Below are 14,033 nucleotides of genomic sequence, written 5' to 3'. Positions count from 1 at the left end.
AGTTTGGTTATTTTATAGCAATAACAGATTTATTTAACTGTTACATCAATTTTGAATTTTAAATCTCTAGAAGAGTTTCCTACATTCAAAGTATATTTTCCTGGCTCAACTGTCCATTTTTTAGCAGCAACATCGTAATATGCTAATTCTTTTACAGGAACTTTAATAATTACATTTTCTGAACCGCCAGCTTTAACAGCAACTTTTTTGAAACCTTTTAATTCATGTTTGGCACGAGTTATTTTAGAATCTGATTTTGAAGTGTACAATTGAACAACCTCTTTACCATCAACATTCCCTACATTTTTAACCTCTAAAGAAACTTCAATTACATCTGTTAAAGAATAATCTGTTTTATTAGTTTTTGGATTTCCAAAAGCAAAATTAGTATATGATAACCCGTAACCAAAAGGATAAAGTGGCGCCACATTTTTAGTATCAAACCAACGGTATCCAATCAAAAGTCCTTCAGCATAATTTACGGTTTTATCTCCAGGAAAACTGTTTGTAGCATGTGCAGGAGAATCTTTTAAAGCAGCCGGCATTGTCCAAGGTAATTTTCCTGACGGATTTACTTTTCCTAAAATGACATCTGCTAAAGCATTTCCACCTTCAGATCCATTGAACCAGCTCCACACTAAAGCTGAAGTTTTTTGGCTCACTTCATTAATATCAAATGGTGCTCCAGCAACCATCACTACAATAGTTTTTGGATTAACAGCCAATACTTGTTTGATTAATTCTTCTTGTCCAAATGGCAGGTGTAAATCTCTACGGTCTGAAGCTTCTGTTTCATAATCACGGTTTGAACCCGCAAAAATAATCGCCACATCAGAGTTTTTAGCTGCTTCTACTGCTTCTTTAACTTTTGCTGGATCTAGCTCATCGATTGTAACTGGCCCATTTGCCGTAATATTTCCTAAGTTTCCTCTGTTCTTCTTATCGTAACGCTCTAAATATCCTTCAGCATAATTGATTTTAATTGAAGAAGGTAATCTGTTTTTAAGACCTTCAAGAGGCGTAACTTCTCTTTTTGTTTTTACTCCAGCTCCAAATCCGCCAAGAGCATTTTTCTTTGTCGCATTGTTTCCAATAACAGCAATAGATTTAACTCCGTCTAATTTTAATGGCAATGCATTGTTTTCGTTTTTCAACAATACGATTGCTTCAGCAGCAATTTTGTATGCGTCTTGATAATGCGCTTCGGTTGCGATGCTTCCTTTAGCACGCTCGCCTCCGCCCATTGCTTTTACTTGGAATAAAACTCTTAAAATACGTTTTACATGAAGATCAATTTCTTTCTCAGAAACTTCTCCAGATTTAACTGCAGCGATTAATTTATCTGCCAAGAAAAATTCATTGAAAGGTTTTGGTGTTCCCATTTCAATATCTAAACCACTTTTCAAAGATTTTGCTGTAGAATGCACCGCAGCCCAGTCAGAAACTACTACACCTTTGAATCCCCATTCGTCACGAAGGATTTTATTCAGCATATAATCGTTCTCACATAAATATTCTCCTCTGAATTTATTGTAAGCTCCCATGATACTATACGCTTTTGCTTCTTTTACCGAAGCTTCAAAAGCTGGAAGATAAATTTCGCGAAGTGTACGCTCGTCAATTTGTACGTCAACAAAATCACGATTAGTTTCTTGATTGTTAGCTGCGTAATGTTTTACGCAAGCCATTACATCTTTTTCCTGTAAACCAACAATCAAAGGCACGGCGATTTTTTTATTCAAAAACGGATCTTCAGACATGTATTCGTAGGTTCTTCCTCCAAGCGGCGTTCTTACCATATTGATCGCTGGCGAAAGCAACATATCTTTGTCTCTTGCACGTAATTCTTCTCCTAAACTGGTTCCAAAAGTATGTGCCATTTCTGCGTTCCAAGTTGCAGCCAATGCACCGCCCGCAGGATAATAAGTTGCAAAATCATTTGTCCATCCCGCAGGAGCCCAATTGTCTCTTGAGATTTCTTCACGAACTCCCAACGGACCATCAGCCATTTTTAATTCTGGAATTCCTAAACGTTTTACGCCTGCGTTTGCAAACATACTGTTTCCGTGAAGCATTCCTATTTTTTCTTCTAATGTCATTTGCGAAATCAGTTTGTCGATTTCGGCATCATGATCTGTACTTATTTCTTTTCCAACGTATTCTTCGGTTTGTGCCGAATTTGAAGCTAACGTCTGTGCATCATTTTTACAAGAAGTAAAAAATGCAAAAACCAAAGCTGATGAAAGGAATATCATTTTGTTTTTCATAGATAGTTAGGTGTTTTGATTTAAAGATTATGAGCCTCACAAATTATCTCTAAATACCGTTAATATTATATGTTTGTGGTTTTTAGTTTATTGTTTTATCAAATTGAGAAAAACAACATCATTTTCATTGATTTTAAATTCCTTGCTAAAAGTTCCTTTTCCGTCAATTGTGATTTTTTCTGTCGCAATCGGCGCTCCGTTGTTTTTCTCTTTTAAAGAATTAACTTGCTCACGTGTTAGCTGACTTGGTTTATTCATTGCTAAATAATCCGCGTAAGCGTCATTTACTTTATAGCCGACTTTGTAAATTTCTAAAAGATATTTTCCTTTCTGCATTCCGTCAATTTCCACTTTTACTTTTCCTTTTTCTTTTGATGGAAGATCTTTTATGTAATAGGTTTGATTCAGTTCTTTATCTCCCGGATGTGTATTGGTAAAATCCCACAATAAAACCTGAACATCTCCTTTTGCATTTTTAGATGTCCAAGAAGCTTTATCTGAATTTTGAAGTTCTGTTTCTCCTAATTTATTCATTAAATAATAAGAGAAATAGGCTGGTTTTTTAATTCCCTGCGTGTTCAATAATCCGAAACCACCATGAAATGGCGTAAATCTTGGGCCAGCTTCTTCAAAGATATCAGTAAAAACCCAATACGACATCGAGTTTGCGGCATTGCCAACTTGTTTTATTTTCTGCAAAATATAAGCTGCTGAATGATAACTGTCGTGAATTGGATCTGCTGGTGTATAAGACGTGCTCCATTCTGTATAATGCAATTCCAGATTTGGTTTAGCCGAATTAGTAATCAATTTTCTAGAATTGATAATTTCACCACTTACACTCCATTCATCCTGATTCAAAATAGTTCCCGAAGTTCCAAATTCGTCCAGATAACCATGTTTTACTCCATAAGTATGTGTCGAAACAAAATCGATTGGAACATTATTCTTCGCACAAAAATCAATAGTTTCTGAAACCCAAGCCGAACCTGCCGTTGCCGGTCCGCCGACTTTGTAAGCTGGATTTACTGCTTTTACACCGCGAGCTGCATAATCGTATAATTTATAATATTCTTCTTGTGTGCTGCTCCAAAATCCAGGTGAAAGATTCGGTTCGTTCCAAACTTCAAAATACCAAGTTTTTACTTCTTCGTCTCCGTAACGTTCTTTAAAATGCTGGGTTAAATTTCGAACTAAATCTTCCCATTTTTTATAATCTTTTGGAGGTGTTACGTTCCCTTTCCACCAAAAAATAGTTTCTTTTCCACTTGCCAAAGCATTCGGCATAAAACCTAATTCTACAAATGGTTTCATTTTCAGACTTACAATAAAATCGAATAAAACATCTACATATTGGTAATTGTATTCTGGATTTCCTTTTTCGTCTTCACGATAAACGGCCATATCATCTGTCAATAAACCATGAAAACGAATGTATTTAAAATCGCATTCTTTTTTAACCAATGCCAATTGCTGCTGCCAATCTGCACGAAGACCTTCGTTTGCTCTTCCGGCTCCGATGCATTCTTTAAACATGGTGTTTATTTTTCCTGCTTCTTTTTTATAATCAACTTTTATTGTTCGGTTTTGTGCCACCAAATGGACTGAACTAAATAAAACTGCTGCTATTAAAAGTTTTTTCATTTGAAAATGGTTTTGTTTATTTTTTTTGCCACAGATTAAAAGGATTCTAAAGGATTTTTTTTTTCACAGATTTAGCAAATCATACGGATTTAAATCTTTTTAATCATTTTAATCTGTGGCTAAATATTTTATTTTCTAATTATATGTTAGACGCACTGCGGTGTGTCTCTACAGATTACGTTGTGTATAATCGTTGTGTTGAGTAAACCTGACAGGTTTTAAAAACCTATCGGGTTTAACACCTAACGTCTAACATTTAACTTCTAACCTTTATTACAATTTTTTAAATCTCACTGCTCCACCGCCAGCTCCTCCTAATTTCAATTGTAATTTGTCTGAAGCTTTTACTGTTTTCTTAGAAATTGCAACTGCTTCTGGATTATGTGCTTGATCTGTTCCTTCAGCATCAACATAAATCTGTGCTTCATAAGTCGCATTTGGATCTAAGAATGATAATGAAACCTCAACATTTCTAGGTTTTTCATTTGTTAAAGCTCCTAAATACCAATCTGCGCTATTTCTGTCTTTTCTTGCTGTTGTAATGTATTCACCGATTTTTCCTTCTAAGATTTTAGTGTCTTCCCAATCAGTCGGAACATCTTTTAAGAATTGTAAAGCTGGTTTTCCTTCGTAATTTTCTGGAAGATCGGCTAACATCTGGATTGGAGAATAAATCGTAACATATAATGCCAATTGCTGTCCAACTGTTCCTTGAATTCTTTTCCCTGGATAACCTTGTTTTACCTCAACATCAAAAATTCCAGGCGTAAAATCCATTGGACCAGAAAGTAATCTTGTAAACGGAATAATAGTCAAGTGATTTGGCGGATTTCCTTCGCTCCAAGCGTTGTATTCTTGTCCACGCGCCGCTTCTCTCGAAACCATGTTTGGAAAAGTTCTTCTTTCTCCTGTATCTTTAATTGATTCGTGATATAAAACTGCTAAATCATATTGTGCCGCTTTTTCCAAAATATATCTGAAATAGTTCACTCCAAACTGCCCGAAGTGCATTTGTTTCATATTCAATTTAGAACCTACGTGACCGATTTTTACGGTATGAATTCCTAATTTTTTGTATAAAGCAAAACCTTCGTCAACTTCTTTTAAATAGTTAATTAGGTTTGAACCTGTTTCGTGGTATCCGATTAATTCGATATTCTTTTTCTTTCCGTACTCAACCACTTTTTCTAAATCGAAATTGTCAGCACTTTTTGTAAAGCTGAACATGTGCATGCGGTTTTCATACCAAGCTGGCGTCCAACCTTTGTTCCAGCCTTCAATCAATAAATGGTTGAAACCTTCTTTTGCTGTAAAATCAATATATTCTTCGGCATGTTTGGTTGTTGCACCTTGTTTGTCGCTTTCCCAGAAAGTATATTTTCCGATGTGCATTCCCCACCAAATTCCTAAGTATTTATAAGGTTTGAAATAGTTATTGGTATTTTTTAATTTGTTTGGTTCGTTTAAATTTAAAACCAAATAAGAAGTAATCAATTCTCCTGCATTTTCTCCAATCTGAATCGTTCTCCAAGAAGAAGTAAATGAATCTTTTACTCGAACTTTTACACCATCTGCCCACGGCACAAGATCAGATTTTAACTCTGTTCCTTTTGTGTTTACCAAAGTCATACTTGCAAAATCGATCAGATTTGCTTCGTGGAAACTTAACGCTAATCCGCTTTTGCTTTCGATTGTTAATGGAGTTAAAACAGTATCTAATGTACTTACCGGAGCATCTTTGAATAAATATTCGTCACGGTCTGGTCGGTTTGCAGGAATCCACCATGCTTTTCCATCTTCTTTTAAGTTAAAAGTCGTTTTTTCATCCATGATGAAAATACTGTCTTTTACATTTTGTTTTGGATAAACGTATCTAAAAGCTACTCCATCGTCAAAAGCACGAAACTGAATCTGTAATTTTCTTTTGTTTCCTGTTTTTTGCTGTAAATCAACTACCAACTGATTGTAGTGATTTCTAATGTTTTTCTTTTCTCCCCAAACTTGTTCCCACGTTTCGTCAAACGTAGAAGTTTTTGCTCCTTTTATTTCAAAATTGGTACTTAAATCTTCATTTCCTTTCAATACGAATCCCATGTCAGATGGAGTAATTACTTCTGTCTTTCCGTGAGAAACTGCGTATTTTGGAGCATTTTTTACCAGCTCAAATTTGATTTTATTTTGTCCGTTTGGCGATGCCAGTTCGTAAGCGTTTTTTGTTTTTTGACTGTAGCCAACTGCTATTGAAAACAATACGGCTGGGAGAATTAGATAGTTTTTCATGTTTTTTGGTATTATGTTTTTTGCCACAGATTTAAAGGATTCAAAAGGTTTTCTCCTCATGATTGTTTCACGCAGATTCTGCAGATTTTTTTTTAATCTTTTTAATCCTTTAAATCTGTGGCTATATTTTTTTTTCGCCACGAATTACACCAATTATCACAAATTCAATTCGTGGAAATTCGTGCAATTAGTGGCTAACTTTTTATTTTGCCCACTCGGTTTTAAAAGTGGTTTTTCCGTTTAATGGATTTGCGACTACATCGAAATTACTTCCGCTTTTGTTCACTTTTATTTCTTGAACAGCATCGCCTTCTGGTAAAAATACTTTGGCTGTTGCCGAAGTGGTTTTATCGCTTGCAAATACTTTTAATGTCAGTTTGCTCCAATCCATATCTTTTGTAGACTGCGCTAAACCGATGTGTGGAATTGCAGTTCCGTCTTTTACCAAAACTACAATTGGCACTTCGCCCGCTTTGATTTTATGCCACCCAGATTGGTACACTTTTTTAGTTTGATAATCGATCCAAGTTCCTTCTGGAAGGTAAACGTCTCTTTCTTCAACCTCTTCAAAAAGTGGTGCCACCAACATACTTGATCCAAACAAATATTCATTGTCAACTAACCAAGCTCCCGGATCGTTTGGATATTCCACAAATAACGCACGCATCATTGGTAATCCTTTTTGAGAACTTTCTTTTGCCTGAGCGTAGATATATGGCATTAATTCGTAACGCATATTATCTGCTTTTCTAAATCCTTCTAAGAATTCTTTGCTGTACAACCAAGGTTCGCGAGGCGGTTCTCCGTGGCTTCTTACGTGCGAAGTAAACATTCCGAATGGTGTCCATCTTCTGTAAATATTCTCAGGAGATTTTGTTGCGAAACCTCCGACGTCATGACTCCAAAAGCTGAATCCACTAAGACCTAATGAAAGTCCGCCGCGTAATTCTGCCGACATTGCGCCGTTTGTAGTTTCAGAATCTCCTCCCCAATGTAACGGATAACGCTGAGATCCTGCCCAAGTACTTCTTGCCCAGATTAAAGTATATCCTTTTTCTTTCTGAGTAATTTCTGCAACAGCTTTATTGTAACGTAACGGATATAAATTGTGCTCGTAGAAACCTGTTCTTCCCGAATGATAAATTCCGTCTGGCGGAGCAGCTTCTCCAAAATCTACTTTGAAAACTGCAACGCCTTCGTCAAACAACTTTTTCAATTTTCCTTGGTACCAAGAAATCGTTTCTGGATTTGAGAAATCTAAAACTGCATCTTCATAAGGAAGATTTCCTTTTCTGTCTCTTACGGCTAAGTTTTTATCCATAATCTCAGGGAACAAAGTGTTCTTTGGCGTGAAATATGGTAATTGCCAAAGACAAACCTGAAAACCGTCTTTCTTCAAATCAGCCATCATTTTTGTAGCGTCTGGGAAACGAGATTTGGCAAACTCATAATTGTTTCTCCAATCTACATCAAACCAGCCAGTATCAAAGTGAATAACGTCAGTTGGGATTTTATATTTACGTAAATCCCTTGCAACATCTCTTCCTTCTTTTTCTGAGAAATAGGTAATACGGCTCATCCAAAAACCAAATGACCAAAGTGGCGGCATAGCAGCTTTTCCAGTCAAATTAGTGTATTGGTCTAAAATATCTTTTGGTTCTCCAATGAAGAAAAATAAATCGGCTTCGTCATCTCCAATATACATTTCGTTTGCACTTGAAAAATACTTTCCGAAGTCAACGGTAATCGGAGTTGAATGATGCATGAAAACTCCATAACCACGGCTGCTCATGTAAAACGGAATCGGTTTGTACATGGTTTCATTTTGGATTCCGTTTGCATCATCCGTCCATAAAACTACTTTTGAACCGCGTTTGTTGAATTGTGTGAATGATTCTCCGCAACCAAATATTTTTTCGTCTGGTTCTAAACTGAACGCAGCGCCCATACTTCTTGAGTAATCGCTATTTCTACGAACATAAGAAAACGGAAGTGTTGGCGTATAGGTATTTTTAAAATCAGTATCGTGAAGCGTGCTTGTTAGCAGTTTTCCTTTTTCATCGTAGATTTTCACGTGCCAAGGTTTTGTCAAAATCTCCACTTTTCCGTGTTTACTGGTGTAACTATGGCCTCCTTCGATTTTAGCATATTTCCATAATTCTGGATGATTTGGCGCAACGCCATCAACCAGCATCAAAGATTCTTTTTGTGGATGAAATTGTGGTCCAGAAGTCGTTTTGATACGAACTGTTCTATCTGAAACAAACTGAATTTCGAAAGGCAGAACAGGAGATTCTGCGTATTCTGTTGTTGGGAATTCGTTTGCTTTTTCTACATCTGGCTTCATCATCATGTTGTTGAAAGCCTGACGTGTTTTATAATTGTATCTTAAATATTTGATGGTTCCTTTTCCCGTTGCAAGATCAAAAGAAGCCAGTTCGTCTGCAAAGTAAAACGTATTCAGATAGTTCTGAAAATCTTTACTGATATCGATTGGCACATTTAGTACATCTGCGTTTTGAATTTGAGCTGAGGCTTTTGGCACAGCTAGAAATCCCAAAACAAAAGCAGAAACTAATGCGGTTAATTGTGAGTTTTTCATGGGTTAGTTTTTATTTTTTTGCCACAGATTAAAAGGATTCGAAAGGATTTTTTTCTTTTCTCTCGCAGATTTAGCAGATCATGCGGATTTAAATTTTTTTAATCCTTTTAATCTGTGGCTATATTTAAAATTTCAAAAATTATTCTGTTGTAATTACAATTGTGGATTGTTTTAATCCGTTTGCTTTTGCAGTTAATTCCAATCTTCCCGATTTATCTCCAGATTGAACAATCACCAAACATTTTCCAGCCAAAGCGGTATGTTTTGTTCCTTTGTACGGTTCGTGACTTACTGGATCTCCGCTGCAAACGCCTACTATTTTTCCGTTTCCTTTTAAAGAGAAGTTGATTTCATTATTAGCATTTGGAGCTATCGTTCCATTAGCATCTAAAATATCAGCTGTAATAAATGACAAATCATTTTTATCTGCTTTAATGGTATTTCTGTCTGCTGTCAATTTTAATTGAGAAGGATTTCCAGCGGTTTTAATTTCTTTTTCTAAAACTACTTTTCCGTCTTTACGAGAAACTGCTTTTAAAGTTCCTGCTTCAAAAGGAATTCTCCACATTACGTGTAAATCGTCTCCTTTTTTACTTCTTTTTCCAACTGATTTTCCGTTTACGAAAAGTTCTACCTCATCGGCTTTATTGTAGTATGCCCAAACATCAACTGTTTGTCCTGCTTTCCAGTTCCAATGTGGGAAAATATGAAGAACGGTTTTGTCTGTCCACTCACTTTGGTACATATAATACACGTCTTTCGGGAAACCAGCTAAATCTACAATTCCGAAATATGAACTTACTGACGGCCATTCGTAAGGCGTTGGTTCTCCGATATAATCAAAACCTGTCCAAACATACATTCCGGCTAAGAAATCATGTTTTTTAATGATTTTCCAAGTGGCTTCGTGCGTTGAGCCCCACGGAGTTTGTACTTGATCGTAAGCCGAAACGGTATTTCCTGGATTTCCTTCTGTGAATTTAAGATCCCATCTTACTGGCCATTTTTTGATAGTGTCTGAAACAGCGTCATAATAACCTCTTGTCTGCAAACCTGAAGTAGTTTCCGTCGCGATAAAAGGTGTTTTTGGGAAGTTCTTTAAATGATGTTCGAATGTTTGATGTGCGTAATTGTATCCAATTAAATCTAAAACTCCAGATCCAGCAAGCGGATTAATCGAGACATCTTTTTTCTCAAATTGTAAAGTTACCGCATCAATATTCATATTTACAGGCGGATTCATTCCAGCTGTAAGCGGACGTGTTTTATCGTATTTACGAGTAATTGCTGCCAATTCTTTGGCAATTTCAACACCTGTTTCGCTCCATTGTTCTGGAATTTCGTTTCCGATGCTCCACATAAAAATGCTCGCATGATTTCGGTCGCGTAACAACTGATCAATTAAATCTTGTTTGTGCCATTTATCCCAATCATTTGCATAATCATATTTGGTTTTGTTTTGTTTCCACATATCGAAAGCTTCATCCATAACAATGAAACCCATCTTGTCGCAAAGATCTAAAAGTTCAGGTGCAGGCGGATTATGAGAAGTTCTGATTCCGTTTACACCCATTTCTTTCAAAATCTCTAACTGACGTTCGATGGCGCGAGTATTAATTGCAGAACCTAACGGACCTAAATCGTGGTGCATACAAACCCCTTTTATTTTGACTTGTTTTCCATTCAGAATAAAACCTTTGTTCAAGTCGAATTTGAAATCTCTGATTCCAAAAGTGGTTTTGTATTGGTCAATGATTGTATCGTCAAGCGAAATTTCTGTAACTGCCGTATACAATTCAGGGTTTTCATCTGACCATAATGCCGGATTTTCAACCTCAGCCGATTGGTTTAAAGTTTGATTTCCATTTGCATTGATTGTTATATCTTGAGTAACTGATGTTACTTTTTTATCTTCTTTAAAAATAGTTGTCGTTACTGTTGCTTTTTTACCTTCTGCATATTGATTTTTAATTGTAGTTTCAATACTTACCGAAGCTTTTTCAGCCATAACTTTTGGAGTTGTAATATACGTTCCCCATTTTCCAACGTGAAGTTTATCTGTTGTTTCGATCCAGACATTTCTAAAAATTCCTGAACCTGAATACCAACGTGAATTAGGTTGTTTAGAATTGTCAACTTTAACAATTATTTCGTTGTTTTTGTCTCCGTAATTTAAGTATGGAGTAATTTCATATTGAAAACCAATATATCCGTTTGGACGTTTTCCTAAATAATGTCCGTTTATCCAAACTTCGCTGTTTCTATAAACGCCATCAAAAGTGATTGAAGTAACTTTTGTACTGTCTTCTGCAGCTACTTTAAATGTTTTTTTGTACCAGCCTAAACCTCCATTAAGAGATCCTCCGCCATAACCGCCGGGACTTTTTTCGTCAAATTTTCCTTCGATGCTCCAATCATGAGGAACGTCTAAAGTTCTCCATTTTGTCGAAGTCCCAATAGTGTCTTTATCAATAATGCTATCATTAAGATGAAAACTCCAGTCTTCATTAAAAGAAACTTTTCGGTTTACAAATGCATCTTCTTTTTTAGTGCAGGAATTCAGAAAAAAAACTCCAGCTGCAACCGCCCATAAACTTATATTTTTTATGTTTTTTCTAATATGCATAGGTACTTTTATTTTTTTTGGAATTTGAAGATAGAAATAAAAAACGGTTTCATTTATTTCCTCATAAAATAATTTAAGTCTCAGTCTTAAAGAACATTACAAAATGCTTTTAGGACTGAGACTTCAAAACTAACTAACTTACGATTTCGGCTTGTAGTGGAATACAATTAGACAAACTCCTTCACCAGTTCTGCTCTGATCACGCACTACTGCTAATCTTAAAGATGTCGCCGTTAGCTCAACCACTTTTACGCTAATCCAGTTGCTGCAGTCTCCATAATAGTCTCCACCGTAAAGCATTTGTACTCCACCGTTAAAAACCAATTTATTATTTGCAATATCAAATGAATAGGTTCCTTTTTTTGTAGTTTGATTGTTGTTTGCAATCGCTGTCTGAGTAACCGATGTATTGTAATTTCCATTTAAATCAAAATACATTTGCCCCCAATCTTTATTAGCCATTACCCAAGAGTTGCTTGCGTAATCTGGCAACCAGCTCCAGTTATCACCAGATGTAGCTGGATAATCTAAACCTGCCCATCCAACAGGATCTGTAAAATCTAAAACCCAAGTTTTTCCGTCAACACCATTTGTCAGCATTTGCCATTTTGGATCTCTAAAATAAGTTTCGTCATTTTCGGCAATATTAACCACAACCGGAGCAGCTTCTACAGAACCTCCTCTTGTGTAAGCAGTGTAATAAATAGTATATTTTCCTGCAAAAGGCAGAACTACTTGATCGCTGCTTTTGTTAGAATGTCCTAATTCATTTCCTGCTGCATCTACATATTTCCAAAATGGAATAACAGTCGGATCGTCACTTTTAAAATTTACAAGATTTTTGTTTGTAGCATCTTGCGTTATAGAAAACTTAAGTGTTTCTGGTGTCAAAGTAACTGCTGGAAGGCTTTCGCGATCCTCAGTTGCCTCACAAGAAAATAACAGCGAACCAATTGTAACAGCTGCTATTAAAATATATAATATACGTTTCATAGTCATTTTGTTTTGAATTAATTCCAACCTGGATTTTGAGTTATTGTACCATTTGAAAGAATGATCTGCGATTGAGGCAATGGGAACCAGCCTTGAGTTTCTGTTCTAAAAGTAACTGCAAACTGAGAACCTCCAGTAGTGTTATCAATAGCTGCTTTCATTGCAGGCATTCCTTGTCTGATTAAGTCAAAATAACGAAGTCCTTCAAGGGCCAATTCTAACTGACGCTCTTTCATGATGTTTTCTATACTAGCTGTTTTTCTGTGAGTTGTATTTTTAAACGCACGGTCACGCACTCTATCAAAATCTGCTTGTGCTAAAGCTGGGTTAGACTGTAAATTCAATTCAGCAGCCATTAACAATACATCTGAAAAACGAATAATAGCATAATCTTGGTAGTTGTCAATTTGGAAGTTTCCTCCGTTTGCTTCTACAACAGCTGTTCCTGCCGCATTTGTAATTGGACAATATTTTTTCCAAGAATATCCAGTGTACTGACGCTGTTCTCTAGCTTGCGGATCAAAATTCAAAGGCTGTCCATTATATGTTTCATTAGCATAATCAATAAATGAAGCTGCTTTTCTAGTGTCACCTGCTTCGTAAGAATCTACCAATTTAGGATTAACCGTAGCTCCTCCCCATCCTGTTGCATATTTTCCGATTGAACCTCCACGCGGCGCAATGTTTACCTGAAAACGGTTTCCTTCATGAAGATCCCAGTTTCCTTTTCCTGAACCGTTAAAACGAACAGCCCAAACCATTTCTGTATTATCTTCTCCAGCAAAGTTTTCGAAAGAAGCTGCCAACCAAAGATTAGCAAAATCAGCAACTAAACCATGTCCGCTGTTATTAACTGCATCGTTAATATAAGCTGTAGCTTCTGCTTTAGAAACTACTCCAGCTAAATCTGCTTTGCCATATGTTCCCGTATAAAATAAGAATGTTCTAGCCAAATAAGCTTCTGCAGCCCATTTTGTAATACGACCATAATTAGCATTTCCTGCTTGTGAATAGTTTTCTGGACCTAAATTATCAGCAGCAAATTTTAAATCGCTTGCAATTAAAGCGTAAGTAACTTCTGGAGCTTGTCTTGGCAATTCGAACTCACTTGTTGTAACTGTATGATCAAGAGGAATAATATCTCCAAACATTTTAGCAGCTGTAAAATGAAAATGTGCTCTTAAGAAACGTGCTTCAGCTTCGTAACGAGTTTTCAAAGCAGTATCAGAACCCCAGTTTACTTTACCGATATTTTCTAATAAAATATTAGCTCTGTAAATTCCTAAATAAGCATTAGCCCAAACATCTTTGTTCATGTCTTTGTCTGAAACATACAAGAAACGATCCCATTCGATATCGGTTTGAGCATCAGCGATACCATAACCTCCAAAACAATTGTCAGAAGCTTGTTCGCTAATTAATAAAGGTCCGCCGTAAGCCTCACGCTGTAAAACATCGTAAACAGCTATAAGTCCTTCAAAAGCATCAGAAGGTGTTTTATAAAAATTTTCGGTTACCTTATCTGTATATGGTTCGTTTTCCAAAAAATCTTCCGAACAAGCACCTAAAATAAGTAAGCTTGAAAGTGCAAATAATTTTATATATCTTTTCATGATTTTCA

Annotated in this window: 7 protein-coding genes; all 7 read right to left on the bottom strand. The window is 36.2% G+C overall.

Annotation, left to right across the window (positions count from 1 at the left end):
• Positions 1-29: 29 nt before the first annotated feature.
• Positions 30-2,267 carry a glycoside hydrolase family 3 C-terminal domain-containing protein gene (locus ABXT06_RS17265; protein ID WP_354591848.1) on the bottom strand — a complete coding sequence of 746 codons (2,238 nt, stop codon included), beginning with the start codon at positions 2,265-2,267 and terminating at the stop codon, positions 30-32.
• An 87-nt stretch (positions 2,268-2,354) separates the two neighbouring features.
• A complete protein-coding gene (locus ABXT06_RS17260; protein ID WP_354591847.1) occupies positions 2,355-3,911 on the bottom strand; it encodes a GH39 family glycosyl hydrolase in 1,557 nt (518 codons plus the stop codon).
• A gap of 273 nt (positions 3,912-4,184) precedes the next feature.
• Positions 4,185-6,191: a glycoside hydrolase family 97 protein gene (locus ABXT06_RS17255; protein WP_354591846.1), complete on the bottom strand. Its 2,007-nt coding sequence runs from the start codon at positions 6,189-6,191 to the stop codon at positions 4,185-4,187.
• Between the two features lie 202 nt (positions 6,192-6,393).
• Positions 6,394-8,793: a glycoside hydrolase family 31 protein gene (locus ABXT06_RS17250; RefSeq protein WP_354591845.1), complete on the bottom strand. Its 2,400-nt coding sequence runs from the start codon at positions 8,791-8,793 to the stop codon at positions 6,394-6,396.
• A gap of 139 nt (positions 8,794-8,932) precedes the next feature.
• Positions 8,933-11,419: a glycoside hydrolase family 2 TIM barrel-domain containing protein gene (locus tag ABXT06_RS17245; RefSeq protein WP_354591844.1), complete on the bottom strand. Its 2,487-nt coding sequence runs from the start codon at positions 11,417-11,419 to the stop codon at positions 8,933-8,935.
• A gap of 138 nt (positions 11,420-11,557) precedes the next feature.
• Positions 11,558-12,412, bottom strand: coding sequence for a hypothetical protein (locus tag ABXT06_RS17240; protein ID WP_354591843.1), 855 nt, complete (start codon positions 12,410-12,412; stop codon positions 11,558-11,560).
• Positions 12,413-12,429: 17 nt separating this feature from the next.
• Entirely contained in the window at positions 12,430-14,025 is a 1,596-nt protein-coding gene (locus ABXT06_RS17235; RefSeq protein WP_354591842.1) for a RagB/SusD family nutrient uptake outer membrane protein, read from the bottom strand.
• Positions 14,026-14,033: the final 8 nt, after the last annotated feature.

Origin of the sequence: Flavobacterium sp. UW10123, from assembly GCF_040538975.1 — a bacterium.
In the GTDB taxonomy this organism is placed as follows: Bacteria; Bacteroidota; Bacteroidia; order Flavobacteriales; family Flavobacteriaceae; genus Flavobacterium.
The sequence above is the reverse complement of the archived record's forward strand: the minus strand, read 5'-3'. Positions and strand labels throughout refer to the sequence as shown.

Bases quoted from the DNA above. Each gene is read 5' to 3' on its own strand.
- ABXT06_RS17265 (WP_354591848.1), bottom strand. From the start codon at position 2,267: ATGAAAAACAAAATGATATTCCTTTCATCAGCTTTGGTTTTTGCATTT.
- ABXT06_RS17260 (WP_354591847.1), bottom strand. From the start codon at position 3,911: ATGAAAAAACTTTTAATAGCAGCAGTTTTATTTAGTTCAGTCCATTTG.
- ABXT06_RS17255 (WP_354591846.1), bottom strand. From the start codon at position 6,191: ATGAAAAACTATCTAATTCTCCCAGCCGTATTGTTTTCAATAGCAGTT.
- ABXT06_RS17250 (WP_354591845.1), bottom strand. From the start codon at position 8,793: ATGAAAAACTCACAATTAACCGCATTAGTTTCTGCTTTTGTTTTGGGA.
- ABXT06_RS17245 (WP_354591844.1), bottom strand. From the start codon at position 11,419: ATGCATATTAGAAAAAACATAAAAAATATAAGTTTATGGGCGGTTGCA.
- ABXT06_RS17240 (WP_354591843.1), bottom strand. From the start codon at position 12,412: ATGAAACGTATATTATATATTTTAATAGCAGCTGTTACAATTGGTTCG.
- ABXT06_RS17235 (WP_354591842.1), bottom strand. From the start codon at position 14,025: ATGAAAAGATATATAAAATTATTTGCACTTTCAAGCTTACTTATTTTA.